Origin of the sequence: Gaiella occulta, assembly GCF_003351045.1 — a bacterium.
GTDB lineage: Bacteria > Actinomycetota > Thermoleophilia > Gaiellales > Gaiellaceae > Gaiella > Gaiella occulta.
Genome location: NZ_QQZY01000001.1, coordinates 85412 through 101851, shown reverse-complemented (window position 1 = coordinate 101851; position 16440 = coordinate 85412). Strand labels below are relative to the sequence as shown.

General features: G+C 70.1%; 14 protein-coding genes. 11 read left to right on the top strand and 3 right to left on the bottom strand.

Annotated elements, in window-relative coordinates; translation table 11 throughout:
• Together Gocc_RS00480 and Gocc_RS00475 are read left to right on the top strand one after the other, a co-directional pair.
• Positions 1-1161 carry a 4-alpha-glucanotransferase gene (locus Gocc_RS00480; RefSeq protein WP_114794577.1) on the top strand — a complete coding sequence of 387 codons (1161 nt, stop codon included), beginning with the start codon at positions 1-3 and terminating at the stop codon, positions 1159-1161.
• On the top strand, positions 1154-1852 hold the full coding sequence (locus tag Gocc_RS00475; RefSeq protein ID WP_114794576.1) for an SAM-dependent methyltransferase: 699 nt from the start codon (positions 1154-1156) through the stop codon (positions 1850-1852). Before Gocc_RS00480 ends, Gocc_RS00475 begins: the two co-directional genes overlap by 8 nt.
• Positions 1853-1867: 15 nt before the next feature.
• Here the strand turns inward: Gocc_RS00475 and Gocc_RS00470 are convergent, their stop codons facing one another.
• Complete coding sequence (locus Gocc_RS00470) at positions 1868-2167, bottom strand: hypothetical protein (protein ID WP_147281134.1); 300 nt, start codon at positions 2165-2167, stop codon at positions 1868-1870.
• Positions 2168-2188: 21 nt separating this feature from the next.
• Here Gocc_RS00470 and coxB point away from each other — a divergent pair, with 21 nt between their 5' ends.
• Genes coxB through Gocc_RS00455 form a run of 3 tightly spaced genes read left to right on the top strand, consistent with a single transcriptional unit; the run spans position 2189 to position 6027 of the window.
• Entirely contained in the window at positions 2189-3181 is a 993-nt protein-coding gene (gene coxB, locus Gocc_RS00465; protein ID WP_181813253.1) for a cytochrome c oxidase subunit II, read from the top strand.
• A complete protein-coding gene (gene ctaD, locus Gocc_RS00460; protein WP_114794573.1) occupies positions 3171-4811 on the top strand; it encodes a cytochrome c oxidase subunit I in 1641 nt (546 codons plus the stop codon). Before coxB ends, ctaD begins: the two co-directional genes overlap by 11 nt.
• On the top strand, positions 4801-6027 hold the full coding sequence (locus Gocc_RS00455) for a heme o synthase (RefSeq protein WP_220150367.1): 1227 nt from the start codon (positions 4801-4803) through the stop codon (positions 6025-6027). Before ctaD ends, Gocc_RS00455 begins: the two co-directional genes overlap by 11 nt.
• Before the next feature lie 209 nt (positions 6028-6236).
• On the opposite strand, the gene Gocc_RS00450 is transcribed toward Gocc_RS00455, so the two are convergent.
• Positions 6237-6533: a DUF4242 domain-containing protein gene (locus tag Gocc_RS00450; RefSeq protein ID WP_114794572.1), complete on the bottom strand. Its 297-nt coding sequence runs from the start codon at positions 6531-6533 to the stop codon at positions 6237-6239.
• Positions 6534-6678: 145 nt separating this feature from the next.
• Here Gocc_RS00450 and Gocc_RS00445 point away from each other — a divergent pair, with 145 nt between their 5' ends.
• The gene (locus Gocc_RS00445) at positions 6679-8406 is read left to right on the top strand and encodes a hypothetical protein (RefSeq protein WP_114794571.1); all 1728 of its coding nucleotides are present in this window, start codon (positions 6679-6681) and stop codon (positions 8404-8406) included.
• 25 nt (positions 8407-8431) lie between these two features.
• Positions 8432-9172 (top strand): inositol monophosphatase family protein, encoded by a 741-nt coding sequence (locus tag Gocc_RS00440; RefSeq protein WP_114794570.1) that lies wholly within the window; start codon positions 8432-8434, stop codon positions 9170-9172.
• Positions 9173-9247: 75 nt separating this feature from the next.
• On the opposite strand, the gene Gocc_RS00435 is transcribed toward Gocc_RS00440, so the two are convergent.
• A complete protein-coding gene (locus tag Gocc_RS00435; RefSeq protein WP_147281133.1) occupies positions 9248-10075 on the bottom strand; it encodes a FadR/GntR family transcriptional regulator in 828 nt (275 codons plus the stop codon).
• A gap of 223 nt (positions 10076-10298) precedes the next feature.
• On the opposite strand from Gocc_RS00435, the gene Gocc_RS00430 reads away from it, so the two are divergent.
• The 4 genes from Gocc_RS00430 to Gocc_RS00415 are packed head-to-tail and all read left to right on the top strand — an operon-like array spanning position 10299 to position 16438.
• Positions 10299-11549: a M20 family metallo-hydrolase gene (locus tag Gocc_RS00430; protein WP_114794568.1), complete on the top strand. Its 1251-nt coding sequence runs from the start codon at positions 10299-10301 to the stop codon at positions 11547-11549.
• A 7-nt stretch (positions 11550-11556) separates the two neighbouring features.
• Positions 11557-13617, top strand: coding sequence for a hydantoinase/oxoprolinase family protein (locus Gocc_RS00425; RefSeq protein ID WP_114794567.1), 2061 nt, complete (start codon positions 11557-11559; stop codon positions 13615-13617).
• Positions 13614-15332, top strand: coding sequence for a hydantoinase B/oxoprolinase family protein (locus tag Gocc_RS00420; protein WP_114794566.1), 1719 nt, complete (start codon positions 13614-13616; stop codon positions 15330-15332). The genes Gocc_RS00425 and Gocc_RS00420 overlap by 4 nt, the downstream gene beginning before the upstream one ends.
• Positions 15329-16438 carry a sugar ABC transporter substrate-binding protein gene (locus Gocc_RS00415; RefSeq protein WP_114794565.1) on the top strand — a complete coding sequence of 370 codons (1110 nt, stop codon included), beginning with the start codon at positions 15329-15331 and terminating at the stop codon, positions 16436-16438. Before Gocc_RS00420 ends, Gocc_RS00415 begins: the two co-directional genes overlap by 4 nt.
• Positions 16439-16440: the final 2 nt, after the last annotated feature.

The following is a 16440-nucleotide window of genomic DNA, read 5'->3' as shown; positions in this document are numbered from 1 at the left end:
ATGTGGCTCACGCGCTCCCTCGGTGTCGCCCTCCATCCCACCTCGCTGCCGGGCGGCCGCCTCGGGCCAGAGGCCTACGCGTTCGTCGACTGGCTGGCCGCCGCCGGGGTGCGCTGGTGGCAGGTGCTGCCGCTGAACCCGCCCGACGAGTTCGGATCCCCGTACGCGTCGACGTCGGCGTTCGCGTGCTGGCCGGGGCTGCTCGCGGACCCCGGAGCGGCCGTCGCGCCGTCCGATCTGCGCGCGTTCGAGCGGCGCCACGCCTACTGGATCGGCGACTGGGTCGACTACGCCGGCGGCGACGCGCTCGCCGGGCAGGTACGCGTCGAGCGGGAGTGGTCGGCGCTGCGCGCCTACGCCGCGCAGCGCGGCGTGCGCATCGTCGGCGACGTGCCGATCTACGTCGCCCGGGGAGGCTGCGACCACACGGCACACCCCGAGCTCTTCCTTCCCGGCGACGTCGTGGCGGGAGCACCTCCCGATCCGCTCAACGGCGAGGGCCAGAAATGGGGCAATCCGCTCTACGACTGGGAGGCGCTCGCGCGCGAGGGCTACCGCTGGTGGACGGAGCGGATGCGACGCGTGCTCGGCCTCGTCGACGTCTTCCGCATCGACCACTTCCGCGGCTTCGCCGGCTACTGGACGGTGCCCGCGAGCGCGGAGACCGCGCGCGAGGGGCACTGGACGCCCGGGCCGGGCGCCGCCGTGTTCCGCGCGGCCGAAGCGGAGCTCGGCCCGCTCCCCGTGATCGCCGAGGATCTCGGGCTGATCACGCCCGACGTGCAGGCTCTGCGCGACGAGCTCGGCTTCCCCGGCATGGTGGTTCTCCTGTGGGCGTTCGGCGGCCCGGCCGACAACCCGCACCGGCTCGAGCATCATCGCGTCAACCAGGTCGTGTACACGTCTACCCATGACACCGACACGCTGGCCGGCCATTTCCCGGGGCAGGAGCCGTGGCCGCTGCTCGAGCTGGCGCTGTCGTCGCGCTGCGCGCTCGCCGTCGTGCCCGCGCAGGACGTGCTCGAGCTGGGCTCGGAGGCCCGTATGAACCGGCCGGGCGAGGTGGGCGGCAACTGGTCGTGGCGGCTCGAGCCGGGCCGGCTCGGCCCCGGCGAGGCGGCGCGCCTGCGCCGGGCCGGGGAGGCGGCCGCTCGTGTCTGAGGCGCTGCGCCGCCTCGCGCACGCGGGGCTCGTCTTCGACGCGCCTCTCTCGGAGGCGCGGGCCGACGCGCTCGTCTCGTCGCTCGCGATCGCGCCCGGCCGTCACGTGCTCGACCTCGGCTGCGGCTGGGGCGAGCTGCTGTTGCGGATGCTCGCCGCGCACCCGGCGACGACCGGCACCGGCGTCGACTCCGACCGCGACGCCCTCGACCGCGGGAGGCGGCAGGCCGCCCGTCGCGGCCTGCACGGGCGCGTCGAGTTCGTCGAGGGCGACTGCGCCACGTTCGAGGATCACGGCGACGTCGTGCTCTGCGTGGCGGCGGCGCACGCCTGGGGCGGGGCGACGCCCGCCCTGCGCGCCCTCCGCGGCATCGTCGACCCGGGCGGCCTCGTCCTCTTCGGCGACGGCTTCTGGGCCCGGCCGCCGGGCGCCGTGGCGCGAGAGGCGGTCGGCGAGCTGCCCGTGCAGGCGGGCCTCCTGCGCACGGCGGAGCAGGCCGGCTTCCGCATCGTCGAGTCGAGCGTGTCGACGCAGGAGGAGTGGGACGCATTCGAGGCGGCCCGGCGCTCCGGCCTCGAGGCTGCGGGCGACCCGGAGGCGGTCGTCCACGCGGCCGAGCGCAGACGCCGCTACGAGGAGGGCTACCGCGGCGCGCTCGGGTTCGCCTGGCTCGTGCTGGCGCCGGCCTGACCGCGACGAGGCGGGTCAGTCGCAGGGCTCGACGGGGAGCTTCGCGGCCACGACACGGCGACCGTCGCGCTCGTAGACGACGTCGACCGAGTCGTTCTGCCCGTAGCTGCCGGCGATGCCGAGTGCGATCGACGCCCAGCGCACGAGCCCCAGCCGCCCTTCCACCCGCATCTGCCGGTCGAACACGAGCGAACCGTCGCGCACGACGAAGTCCGGCCCCTCCTGCTGCGGCACCCCGTTGACGTACACCTCGAACGGCCGCGTCACGTCGGTCGGAAGCCGCACGCGGGTTCGCTGACGCGCTTTCTCGGTCACGCTCATAGAATGACAGCCAGCGTGCGCTCGAAGCTCCTCCTACCCGCCGGCGCGCTGCCGGCGCTCCTTGCCTCGGCGGCTCCCGCGTTCGCGGGCAGCGGCGGCTTCGCCCCCGTCTCGCCGCAGTCGCCGAACGCCGAGGGCATCTCCCGGAGCTACTGGTTCGTCACGATCTTCGTCGTCGCCGTCTTCGTGCTCGTCGAGTCGCTGCTGCTCGCGTTCATCGTGCGCTTCCGCCGGCGCCGGCGCTCCCGCGACGCCGACGGCGCGCAGATCCACGGCTCGACGCGCCTGGAGACGATGTGGACGATCGGGCCCGTGCTGATCCTCGTCGCGATCGCCGTGTTCGTGCTGGCGAAGCTGCCCGGCATCAGGGACGTGCCCGCCGCCACGGCCGGGAGCCCGAACCTCGTCGTCAAGGTGACGGGGCGCCAGTACTACTGGCAGTACGAGTACCCGAACGGCGTCATCGCGATCGACGAGCTCCGCGCCCCGCAGGGCACCACCGTCGAGCTCGAGGTGACGGCGCCCGTCTTCGACGTCATCCACTCGTGGTGGATCCCGGCGCTCGGCGGCAAGATCGACGCGATTCCCGGCCGCGTCAACCGCACCTGGTTCGCGGCGGAGCGGACGGGCGTCTTCCGCGGCCAGTGCGCCGAGCTGTGCGGCCTCAACCATGCCCGCATGCTCGCCGCCGTCGAGGTGCTGCCGAAGGCGGAGTTCGAGACGTGGCTCACGACCAGGAAGGACGCGCAGGACGCCGGCACCTCGCCGCTCGGGCGCGAGCTCTACGTGGGCGGGTGCGCGAAGTGCCACGGGCTCGCAGGCGAGGGCAAGGTCGCCGCCAACGCGCCGGCGCTGAAGGGGTCGCGGATCGTCACCGACGCGAAAGCGATCGACGTCCTGCTGCGCAAGGGCCAGAACCTGATGCCCGCGATCGGACGCGACTGGAGCGACGCGCAGATGCGTGCGATGACCGGCTACCTGAAGGAGCGCTTCGCCGGTGGCAACTAACGTCGACGCCGCGCCGGCGATCCCGGCCTGGCAACGCGGTCGCGTCGCGAGCTGGCTCGTCACCGTCGACCACAAGCGCATCGGGATCCTCTACATCGCCACGGCGGGCGCGTTCTTCGCCCTCTCCGGCTTCCTGGCGCTGCTCATCCGCACCCAGCTTGCCCAGGCCGACCAGTCGATCCTCACCGGCGACGCGTACAACGAGGCCGTGACGATGCACGGCACGGGCATGGTCTTCTTCGTCGTCGTCCCCATCCTCGCCGGGCTCGCGAACTTCCTCGTGCCGCTCATGATCGGCGCCGGCGACATGGCGTTCCCGCGCCTGAACGCGCTGTCGTACTGGCTCTACCTGTTCGCCGGACTCGTCTTCACGCTCTCGTTCTTCGCCAAGGGCGGCGCCGCCAACACGGGCTGGACGGCCTACCCGCCGCTGTCGCTGATCTCGCCGGGCAACGGCCAGGATCTGTGGATCCTGTCGCTCCACATCCTCACGATCTCGTCGGTCGTGGGGGCGATCAACTTCGTCGTCACGATCCAGAACATGCGCGCCCGCGGCATGTCGTGGACGCGGATGCCGCTGTTCGTGTGGTCGATCTACGTGTATGCGTGGCTGCTCCTGCTCGTGCTGCCGGCCCTCTCGGCCGGCCTCACGGCGCTCCTGCTCGAGCGCCAGTTCCCCGGCACCTTCCACTTCTTCGCGCCGGAGGCGGGCGGCAGCCCCGTCCTCTACCAGCACGTGTTCTGGTTCTTCGGGCACCCCGAGGTCTACATCATGATCCTGCCGGCGATGGGGATCATCTCGGAGATCCTGCCGGTGTTCAGCCGCAAGCCGATCTTCGGCTACAAGGCGATCGCCTTCTCGACGATCGCGATCGGCTTCTTCTCGATGCTCGTGTGGGGCCACCACATGTTCGCGGTCGGGCTCTCGACCCCGCTCAGCATCTGGTTCATGCTCGCGTCGATGGTGATCGCCGTGCCGACCGGGATGAAGATCTTCAACTGGCTCGCCACGCTGTGGCGCGGCAACCTGAGCTTCGACACGCCGATGCTGTTCTCGCTCGCGTTCCTGTCCGTCTTCACCTTCGGCGGGCTCACGGGCATCTACCTGGCCGCGTTCCCCGTCGACTGGCAGCTCACCGACACCTACTTCGTCGTCGGGCACTTCCACTACGTCCTCTTCGGCGGCGCCGTGTTCGCCATCATGGGCGGGCTCTTCTACTGGTGGCCGAAGCTGTTCGGCCGCCTGCTCGACGAGCGGCTCGGCAAGCTCACGTTCTGGCTCGTCTTCGCCGGCTTCAACCTGACGTTCTTCCCCCAGCACATGGCGGGGCTGCTCGGGATGCCGCGGCGCGTCTTCACCTACCAGGACGGTGGCCTGCTGCAGGCCTACAACCTCGCCTCCACGATCGGCTCGTTCGTGATGGGCGTCGGCATGCTCGTGTTCCTGCTCGCGATCGTGAAGAGCGTCAAGGGCAGGCGCGCCGGCAACGACCCGTGGCTCGGCGACACGCTCGAGTGGTACACGACCTCGCCGCCGCCGGCGCACAACTTCGACTCCGTCCCGTACGTGACGAGCGCTCGCCCCCTGTACGACCTGCGCCGCAAGCTGAAGGAGTCGGGTGCCCTCTGAGCCGTCGGCTGCGCCCGGCCCGCTGCTGCGCCTGACGATCGCCGGCGGCGCGGCAGCCACGGCCGTCGTCGTCACGAGCGCCGCGCTCGAGTTCGGCCGCGGGCACTGGGAGGCCGCGCTCGTCGCGCTGCCGCTTCTCGTCGCCGCCGCCGTGGGCGCGAAGGTCGCCTATCCGCGCCTGCTCGCCTCCACATCGACAGCCGTCGGGCTCATGCTCGCGGCGATCGCCACCGGCGGCATCGTCGGCTGGGCGGGAGATGCCCGCTGGGCGGTCGGCCTGCACGTCGCCGCCGCCGCATCGTCGCTCGCCGCGTCGCTCGTCGCGCTCGTCGTCTCGTTCCGCGGCGAGCGGCTCCCGGTCGGGCCCCTGCGCGACTACCTGACGCTGACGAAGCCGCGGATCATGACACTGCTCCTGCTCACCGGCGCCGCGGGCATGTTCGTCGGCGCCGGCGGGCTTCCCGACGGCTGGGACTTCCTCGCGATGACGACAGGGCTCGCGCTCGCCTGCGGCGGTGCGAGCGCGCTCAACCACGTGATGGACGCCGACATCGACAGGCTCATGGGCGAGCGCACCGCTGCGCGCCCGGTCGCGTCCGGCCGCATGCCCGCCCCGCGTGCGCTCGAGTTCGGCCTCACGCTGACGGCGCTGTCGTTCGTGCTGCTCGCCTCGACGGTGAACGTGCTCACGGCCCTGCTCGCGCTCGCGGGAGGGCTGTTCTACGTCGTCGTCTACACCGGCTACCTGAAGCGCTCGACCGACCTGAACATCGTCATCGGAGGCGCGGCGGGAGCGGTGCCGCCGCTCGTCGGCTTCGCCGCCGCGACCGGCAGCCTGACGCTGCCCGCGCTGTGGCTGTTCCTGATCGTGTTCCTGTGGACGCCGCCCCACTTCTGGGCGCTCGCGCTTATGATCAAGGAGCATTACCAGGCGGCCGGCGTCCCGATGCTCCCGGGCACCCGCGGCGACCGCGAGACGACGCGGCAGATCCTGCTCTACTCGGTGCTGCTGGTGGCCTTCACGGTGGCCGTCGGCTGGTGGCTGGGCCCGCTGTACACGGGGGCGGCGGCACTGCTCGGCGCATATTTCCTCCTCCTCGCCTGGCGGCTGCGACTCGACGCCTCGCGGCGACGCGCGGTCGTGCTGTTCCACTACTCTCTCGGCTACCTCGCCCTGCTGTTCGTCGCGGCGGCGATCGACCCGTTGCTTGTCTGAAACCTGAGATGCTTGTCTGAAACCCGAGATGCTTGTCTGAAACCCGAATACCGGTGGAGATGATGGATCCGGAGCTCGAACGACGGAACATGCGGCTCGGCTGGGCTCTGTTCGGGCTCTTCCTGCTGCTCTTCCTCGGCACGTTCGCGGTCGCGCTGATCTACCTGCAGCTCGACTGACGCGGCCCTGCCGCCCCCGGGCGAGGCCCGTCAGGACGCGACGGCGGCCGGGTCGGGGCGGACGACCACGGTGTCGCCGACCTCGACGATCTCGTCGACGGGGAGCATCGCCCGCGAGGCGTGCTCACGGATCGCCTCCGGGCTCGATGCCTGGTAGACGCAGACGGTGCCGAGCGTGCCGTCGGGCTCCTTCATCACGTAGGAGCGGACCCAGCGGATGTCGTCGCTCATCTCGTCGTCACCGACCCTCGACGACCGGGCGGCGGCCGCTTGCAGCTCCTCGGGCGAGGCCCAGCCGCTGCGCCGCAGGATCACGTAGGTGTGCATGTCCTCCTCCTTCGGGGTGGTGGACGCGGACGATAACGCACTGTGTGCGCTTCCGCACAACGACGTGGGTGTGCCGGCGCCTGCGCCCTCGGCCCTCCCCCCATAGGGGGAGTGCAGCCGGCGCGCGCCTGCCGACATAGGGGCTATGCGATATGTCCGCCTCGCCCTCCTCGCCGCCGCCGCCGTGACGCTCCTCTCCGGCTCGGCGCTCGCCCAGAGCACCACCTCCCTCGGCCCCCCGCAGGGACTCAAGCCCTTCCTCCTGCGCGCGAGCGAGCCCGCGATACACGTGTTCCCGCGCACGCCGTCGTTCTCCTGGGCCCCGGTGCGCGGCGCCTACCGCTACGAGTTCCAGCTCTCGAAGACCGCCGCCTTCCAGGACGGCTCGATCTTCTGGGCCAGCTCCGGTCTGCGCGGCCCTGCCGTCGCCCTGCCGGTGACGCTGCCGTGGATGACCGGCGCGCCGTACGCGGCCTACGCCCGCGTCCGCGCCGTCACGAGCCGGGGCGTCACGGCGTGGAGCCGCCCGTACGGATTCAACCTGGAGTGGACGGACGTGCCGAAGCAGGTGTCGACCTACCCGGGCATGCTGCAGTGGACCCCGGTCGAGGGCGCGACGAGCTACCAGGTGTGGCTCCCCTCCATCAACCGGAAGTTCGAGTCGCGCACGACGGCCGCCGACGAGCGCGAGATCTACGCCTTCCGGACGGCGCCGCTCGGCCCCGTCGTCTGGCGCGTGCGCGCGGTGCGCCGCGTCGATCCCGCCAGAGTCGCGCTCAACCACCTGCCGCCCGTCTCGTACGGGCCCTGGAGTCCCCGATACACGGCGACGAACCCCACCCTCGCGGGCGGCGTCGTACGCCCGCTGGCGTCGGTGTCGGCGGCCGCGACGAGCACGTCGAGCGTCGTGCGCGCCCACGAGATGACGCCCGCCTTCGTCTTCAGCGGCACGGCCGACGCGAGCGGGGCGCGCCACACGCTCTTCCGCGTCTACGTGTTCTCCGACGCGCGCTGTGTGAACACGGTCTTCACGGGCGCGGTCGTGGGCGGGCAGTCCTATGTGCCGCGCCGAGCCGGGACGCTCGCGCTGCCGACGGACCCGAAGGCCCTCGCGGCGGCCGCGACGACGACCATCGCCGTCGGCGACGAGCCGAAGCCGACGACGGTCGACGGGGCGCCGGTGAAGCCCACCGAGGCGCTCGTCCCCGTCGCCGCGGGCGGCGCGACGTCCTCCTCGAGCTCGTCGAGCAGCAGCACGGCGGCCGGCGCGGGAAGCGATGCGACGTCCGCGGGCACGCCCCTGCCGACGATCTCCGGCTGGCCGCCGATCGACCTCCTCGAGAGCGGCTGGCCCAACGGGCGCTTCTACTGGACGGTCGTGCCGGTCGCCCCGGTTCCCACGTTCGACGACACCGGCACGATCAGCGCGTACACCTACAGCGACGTCGAGCTGCCGCAGGACGCCTGCGCGGCCGGAAGGGTGCTGCAGTTCGGCAAGGTCTCCTCGCCGGCGGTCGCGGGCCAGGGCACGCCGTTCGCGTCCGGGCTCTCCCCGACCGGCCGCCTCGTGGCCTCCTCCGGGGCGAACAGCGTCTTCCACGGCGCGCCGCTCGTCGCCTGGAAGCCGGTGCCGGGCGCGGAGACCTACCAGGTCGAGTGGTCGCGCACGCGGTATCCGTGGCGCGCTATCAAGCGCATCGACGTCACCGGCGGCACGGCCGTGTCGCTTCCCCTCAAGACCGGGTCCTGGTGGTACCGGGTGCGCGGCGTCGACCCCGCGATGCCTGCCGGCCGCCAGGCGATGACATGGTCGGCACCGCTGCGGCTCACCGTCGCCAAGCCGAAGTTCCGGCTCATCGCCTCCTCGCGCTAGCCGATTGAGTAGGGTCGGGGCTCGGATGAGCCCCGACCTCACACTCGCGCTCGAGCTCGCCGACACGGCCGACGGTATCTCCCTCGGCCGCTTCCGCGCGCGCGACCTCGTCGTCGAGACCAAGCCCGACCTGACGCCGGTGACCGAGGCCGACCGCGCCGTGGAGGAGGCGATCCGTACGCGCCTCGCCTCGGAGCGCCCCGGCGACGGCATGCTCGGAGAGGAGTTCGGGGTCAGCGGCGGCGGCGGCAGACGCTGGATCGTCGACCCGATCGACGGCACGCGCAACTACTCGCGCGGGATCCCGGTGTGGGCGACGCTGATCGCGCTCGAGGAGGACGGAGCGCTCCGCCTCGGCGTCGTCTCCGCCCCTGCGCTGGGCCGGCGCTGGTGGGCCGAGCGCGGGCAGGGAGCGTTCGCCGACGGCGATCCGATCCACGTTTCGGCGGTGGCGCGCGTCGAGGACGCGGTCCTCAGCTTCGCGCTCGAGCAGCGGCCGCCGGCCCTCGCCCAGCGCTGCTGGCACCCGCGCGCCTACGGCGACTTCTGGGCGCACATGCTCGTCGCCGAGGGCGCCGTCGACGGGGCGATCGACGCCGTCGGCGTCACGATCTGGGATCTCGCCGCGATCCAGCCGATCGTCGAGGAGGCGGGCGGGCGCTTCAGCGACCGCGAGGGCGTGGCGCGGGCCGACGGCGGCACCGCGGTGTCGTCGAACGGACTGCTGCACCGCGCCCTGCTCGAAGCCATCACGCCTCAGCGATGACATCAGGAATCTCCGAACGGGTTCCAGACCGATGTCGACCGCGCTGACCAGCGCCGGATCGAGTACCGCGAGCGGTCACCAGAGGAAACGCAACCGCTCACCCAGGAAGTACTCCTCGACGGCACCTAGGTGGTTGTCGAGCGATGCGATGATCCGGGCCCGACGCCGACTCTTCAGCGCCGCCATCGTATCCTGCTGGTTGGCGACCGCGCGCTCGCGATCGACCCGCCCGACGGGGTACTCGGCCCGGATCACGGAGATTCGGTTGAACGTCTCGCGCTGAAACTCGGCAACCACGGAGTTCTTCGAGAGCTCGCCGATCGCGACGTGGAAATGTGCATCGAGCTCGAAGAACGCCTCCGGCGCAACGAGGTGGTCCTCGAGAAGCGCGACGAGCCGTTCCAGCCCCGCGAACTCCTCAACGGATGCCCTCTTGGCCGCGAGTAGCGCCGCCGCGGGCTCGACCGATCGACGTGCCTCGAGAAGCGATCGAAGACTGTCGCGCGATTCGGTGTGGAGTCCCGCGAGCACGGCCGGGAGATTCGCAACGGATTGAATCACCGTACCCCCCCCGACCCCGCGCCGCACCGACACGACATCCGCGCGCCGCAGGCTCGCGATGGCTTCGCGGACGACCGTACGGCTCACTCCGAGCTTCTGCGCGAGATCTCGCTCGGCCGGAAGGAGGTCACCCGTCTGGTAGAGCCCTCCGCGGATGGCATCCGCGAGCACCGCCACTACCTCGTCGGATGCCGTCTTCAACCGAATCGGCCGAAACCGGCTCAGGTGACGATCAGCCGGCTGCGCCGCTGTGCGAGACGACTGCTTCAGTCCATAGAGCCCATCGTCAGCGGGTGTCGCACGGCGCTGGTCGGCCTTTCCCTCCGTCGCTGGATCCGTCATCGACACCTCACCTCGAGTCGTGGGCCGGCGGCGTCACGTGCCGCTCCTGTCCGAAGGCTGCCTGATCGGCTGCGTGAGCTGGCACACCTTGCGGTCGACCCACAAAGGTATATAGTCTCGACCTATCTACCAGATCCGACCGTGATGCCAACAGACGCAGGTCACAACCCTACCTAGGAAAGCTGGCGTTGCGCGGGCCCACCCGAGGTAGGACCTGCTGCCCATGAGAGCCACCACGACAGACAGGAGTAGCGAAGAGCCCCGCGGGTCTGTTGCTGCGAGTCTCGACGAGCTCGCGGAGATCGGGCGCGATATCAACGGAGGCGTCACCCGCATCGCCTGGTCTCCGGAGCTATTCGAGGCGTACGCCTGGGTTCGCGATCGGCTCGAAGCGCTCGGGATCCCCGTCGAGATCGACGCCGCCGGCAACCTCCTCGCACGCTGGGAGGTTGGCACCGGCCTCCCCGTTCTCGTCGGGTCGCATCTCGACACCGTCCCTACTGGCGGGCGCTTCGACGGCGTGCTTGGTGTCGTCGCGGCAGTCCATGCGGTCGAACTCCTCAAGGGTGAAGGGTTCGAACCCGGTCGGCCTCTCTGGATCGCGGCCTTCATGGACGAGGAAGGCACACGCTTCAATACGGCCCTCTTCGGCAGCCGGGCGTTCGCGGGCGGGGATGTGCGCGAGCTCGGTGACCGCGTGGATGCTTCCGGGACAACGCTGCGCGAGGCAATGGCCGCGGCTGGTTTCGATCTCGAACGCGTCGGCGACGCACGTCGGGTCGGGCGGGTGGGCGCATATCTCGAGCTGCACGTCGAGCAGGGCCGCGTGCTCGAGGCTGAGGGTCGCGACATCGGCGTCGTCACCTCGATCGTCGGTCTACGCGGCTACCGCGTACGGCTCCTCGGAGAAGCGAACCATGCCGGTACGACGCCGATGCAGCTGCGCCGCGACGCGTTCGTCGGCGCCGCTCGGATCGCCCTCGAGCTGCGCGATCAGGCGCGGGCACGGAAAGACGTCACGACGAACGTCGGCAAGATCGCCGTCGCACCCGGTGGCGCAAACGTCGTGCCAGGGCTCGCCGACTTCACGATCGACGCTCGCGCTGCGACGCCCGAGAGCATGGCGGACGTCGAGCGTCTCGTGCGGGAGACTGTGGCCCGCGTGGCGACAGAGGAGAGTCTGGAGTTCGATCTGCAGCAGACGTTCTCGCTCGAGCCCCTCGAGCTCGACCCACGGCTCGCCGACGCCGTCGAGCACGCGGCGATCATCGAAGGCGCCCGCACGATGCGGATGTCGAGTGGCGCGGGACATGACGCGATGGTCGTGGGACGGCACGTGCCTGCCGCAATGTTCTTCGTCCCGAGCAGAGGTGGCATCAGTCATTCCCCGGACGAGTTCAGCGACCCGTCTCACGTCGACCTGGGGATGCGCGTTCTCGCGACAGCACTCCGGGACTTCCTGCGAGCGGAGTAGGTGCTTCATGCGCGTTGTCGGTGTTGACATCGGTGGCACGTTCACGGACTTCATGCTGTACGACATGGAGTCCGGTGATGTCCGCGTCCACAAGGTGCCCTCCACGCCCGATGAACCGGAGCGCGCGATGGTTCTGGGCCTTGCCGAGCTCTGCGCCGAAGCGGGTCTCACTGCGGCCGACGTGACCGGAGTCTTCCACGGCACGACGGTGGCAACGAACGCCATCCTCGAGCACGACGGATCCGTCGCCGGAATGATCACGACCCGCGGCTTCCGCGACGTCGTCCACATCGGTCGCCACCAGCGTCCGCTCCACTACTCGGTGATGCAAGACATCCCGTGGCAGACGCTGCCGTTCGTGCGGCGCCGCCACCGAAAGGTCGTCAGTGAGCGGGTCGTCCCCCCAAACGGGGAGGTGTTGGTGCCGCTCGCCGAGGACGAGGTCCGGACCGCAGCACGAGAACTGCGCGACGACGGCGTCGAGGCGGTCGCGGTCTGCTTCCTCTTCTCCTACCTCAATCCGGATCACGAACGCCGCGCCGCCGCGATCGTCAGGGAGGAAATGCCAGATGCGTTCGTTACGACAAGCGCCGACATCTTCCCGCAGTTCCGTGAGTTCGAACGCTTCACGACCGCAACCATGAGCGCCTTTGTCGGCCCCAGGACCGGCACGTACCTCCACCGGCTGGGAACGGCACTCGAGGCCGAAGGCGTGACGGGCGAGCTTCACGTGATGATGTCGAGCGGAGGCGTTGCGAGCGTGCGCACCGCGGCCGAACGGCCGGTGACACTTCTCCTGTCCGGCCCTGCTGCTGGGATCCTCGGCGGCCAGTGGGCGGCCGCACTCGCCGGACGACGGAGGCTGATCACCTTCGATATGGGCGGAACGTCGGCCGATATCGGCATCGTCACCGAGGACGGTGTCAGCGAAGCCTCGGCCCGTGACACCTGGGTTGGCGGCTATCCGCTGCTCGTGCCGATGCTCGACGTGCATACGATCGGTGCCGGCGGCGGCTCGATCGCCTACGTCGATGAGGGCGGCGCCTTCCGCGTCGGCCCACGAAGCGCCCGTGCGATCCCGGGGCCTGCCTGCTACGGCCACGGCGGCCGGGAGCCGACGATCAGCGACGCGCACGTCGTGCTCGGCCGCATCGATCCCGAGCGCTTCCTGGGAGGCCGGATGAAGCTCGACCGCGAGGCCGCGGTCACCGTCGTCAAGAAGCTCTCCGAGCGACTCGGCCTCGGCCTCCTCGAGACAGCAGAAGGCATTCTCACGATTGCCAACTCGAACATGGCACGCGCGATCCGCTCGCGCACGATCGAGAAGGGCCACGATCCCCGGGAGTTCGCACTCGTTGCCTTCGGCGGGGCCGGCCCGTTGCACGCCGCCGACGTCGCCGATCTGCTCGAGATTCCCGAGGTGCTCGTGCCGCCGCACCCGGGCATCACCTCAGCGGGCGGCCTGCTGACGAGCGACCTCAAGTACGACCAGATGCGGACCGTATTCCAACTGCAGGGAAGCGTCGACGTCGGCCGGTTGAACCGCGAGCTCGACGGACTCGCAGCGGAGCTCCGCGGCTGGCTTGAGCGCGACGGCGTGTCCGGCCGGGACGTCGAGGTGATCCGCGCGCTCGACTGCCGCTACGTGGGCCAGGGCTACGAGCTCCGCGTGACGCTTCAAGAGGGCCCGTTCTCCGAGGCGGCCCTGGAGCAGTTCCACGTCCTGCACGAGCGCGAGTACGGGAGCGCCTACCACGACCCAATCGAGATTGTCAACGCCCGCGTCACCGCGGTCGGCCGCAGGCCAAGCCTCGATTCGGTCCCCGTGACTAACGGCAGACTCGACGCCGCACTCGTGGCGACGAGCGAGAGCGTCTTCCGCGTCGGCGGCACCTTGCAGGCTCTGGTGACCCGCTTCTACGACCGCGGCTTGCTGCCGCTCGACGAGTCGTTCACGGGGCCCGCAGTCATCTTCCACCTCGACACGACGACCGTCGTCCCCCCCGGGTGGAACGCCCAGGCCGACGCGTCCGGAAACCTGATCCTGACGAAGGTGAGCGCCTCATGACTCCCGTTCAGACAAGAGTCGACCCGGTCACCGCGGCCGTCATCGCCGGCGCACTCGACTCGATCGCGGTCGAGATGGGCCACAAGCTCGCCCGCATGGCTTACTCCTCGATCATCCGCGAGTCGGAGGACTTCGGCTGCGTTCTGTGCGACGCCGACGGCCGCCAGCTCTGCGAGTCGACGCAGTCAACGCCGCTACAGTCGGGACCGATCCCGGGCTACATCGCCGGCATCAACCGCCGCTTCGCCGAGCTGAGTCACCAATGGCGACCCGGCGACGTCGTCATCCACAACCACTCCTACTACGGCGCCTCGCACCAGCCTGACGTCGGATTCGTCGTCCCGGTCTTCTACGAAGGCGAGCTCGTCGGCTTTTCGGCGACCACGGCGCACCACCTCGACCTCGGCGCGCTGACGCCGGGGAGCTGCGGCATCGTCGACGCGACCGATGCGTACGCCGAGGGGCTCCAGTTCAACGCGATCAAGATCGAGGAGGAAAGCCGCAAGAACGACTTCATCTGGCAGATCCTCCGCGACAACTGCCGGGCGCCCCACCTCGTCGTCGGCGACATGGAGGCGCAGATCGCGGCCTGCAAGATCGGCGCTGGCCGCTTCGTCGAGCTGATCGACCGCTACGGGTTGGAGACCGTCAGGAACGCGAGCGAGGACCTGATGGACTACTCCGACCGGATTCTGCGGCACGAGATCGAGCAGCTCCCGGACGGCACCTACGAGGCGGAGGGGTACCTCGACGGGTTCGTCGACCACCCCGACCCGGCGTACAAGAACCTGAAGGTCAAGGTCGCCGTCACCGTCGAGGGGTCGGAGATCACCGTCGACCTGACGGGGACGGCACCCCAGGTCGACCTGCCGATCAATATGCCCTTCGTCGGCACCGTCGACATCGCGATCTGGGTCACGCTGCGCTCGATCCTGCTCGACGCCTGGACGCATGGCCCGGTACCGACGAACTCGGGGCTCTTCCGCGCGATCTCGATCGTCGCACCCGAGGGCTGCATCGCCAACCCGACCTTCCCGGCCCCGACGATCGCCCGCTTCTGCGGCGGCAACATCGTCGCCGACACGCTCATGCGCGCCCTCGCGCCGGTCCTGCCTGAGCGCGTCGGCGCAGGTGTCGGCAACCTCAAGGTGGTCGCCTACTCGGGCTTTAGCGGCGGCCGGCACTGGGTGTACATGGACATCCAGGAGGGGAGCTACGGCGGGCGCTTCGGCAAGGACGGCCTCGACGCCGTGGACACGCTGTACGCGAACACACGCAACAACCCGATCGAGGACATCGAGTCGCACTTCCCGCTGCGCGTCACGCAGTACGAGCTGCTCGAGGACCGAGGCGGCCCGGGCCGGTGGCGGGGCGGGCTCGGAACCACGCGTGAGATCGAATTCCTCGACGACGCCGGTTACTCGCTCGAGGGCGACGGATCGGTCACGGCGCCGCCAGGCCTCTTCGGCGGGGCGGAGGGGACGCCGGGCGCGGTCATACTCAACCGGGGTACCGACCGCGAGCTGGAGCTGCCGTCCAAGTTCCCCTACCGAAAGGCAGCCGCCGGTGACCGGCTCTGCCTGATCTCGCCGTGCGGCGGCGGCTACGGCGACCCGCTGGAACGGGACCGCGAGGCGGTCCAGGAAGATCTGATCGATGGATACGTGAGCCGGACATCGGCTCGAACGCACTACGGACTGGAGGGCAACGAATGAAGCAACGGGGCTCGATTCTCGCCGCCGCGATCGCGGCGGCGGCGGTGGCGATCGCCACCGGTGTGGCGGCGCCCACGGCGTCCTGGACGGGGGCGCAGGCGAACCTCAACAAGCACAAGGCGGTGCCGACGTTCGTCGCGCCGGGCCCTGCCTTCAACGCGAAGGCGAGGGCGGGCGGCAAGACGATCTTCATCATCCCGGCGTCGAGCCAGATCCCCTTCGTCTCGACGATCGCGAACCACATCAAGCGCATCGCCGGCCCGGTCGGCGTGAAGGTGACGATCTGGCAGAACCAGGGCCAGCCCTCGCAGTGGGTGCAGGGAATGAACGCTGCGATCGCACAGCGGGCGAGCGCGATCGTGCTGCTCGCCGGCAACGACCCGGCCGGGCTCCAGCCCCAGATCAAGGCGGCGAAGGCGAAGGGGATCCCGACGATCGTCGCGCACCTCTACGACGACAACCAGCCGGCCGCGCCCAACGTCGGCGGCCTCGTCAACATCCCCTACAAGATCGCCGGCCGGCTGATCGCAGACCAGGCGATCGCGGACACGAAGGGCAAGGCCAACGCGATCGTCGTGACGATCAACCAGGTGAAGTCGACGCTGCCGATGGTGGCCGGCATCCGCGAGGAGTTCCGCAAGTACTGCTCCGGCTGCAAGTTGAAGTTCACCGACGTGACGATCGCCGACGTCGCGACGAAGATCCAGCCGAACGTCCAGGCGGCCCTGACGGGCGACCCGGGGATCAACTACGTGATCGCCCTCTACGACAGCGCAGAGGTGCCGTTCGCGGCCGCGGCGATCCGCGCCGCGGGCCGAACCGGCCGGGTGAAGGTCTCGACGTTCAACGGGACGCCCGAGATCCTCAAGATGGTCAAGCAAGGCGACATCGTCACGATGAACGTCGGCGAGAACCTCGAGTGGATCGGCTACGCGATCGCCGACCAGTCGATGCGAATCATGGGCGGCCTCGAGCCCGTGAAGAACGCCCGCGTGCCGGTGCGCGTCTTCGACAAGACGAACATCGCGCAGGCCGGCCCGAACTTCACGTCGGGCTGGGGCAACTCGTACGTCAGCGGCTACCGCAAGCTCTGGGGCCTGCGGTAGCG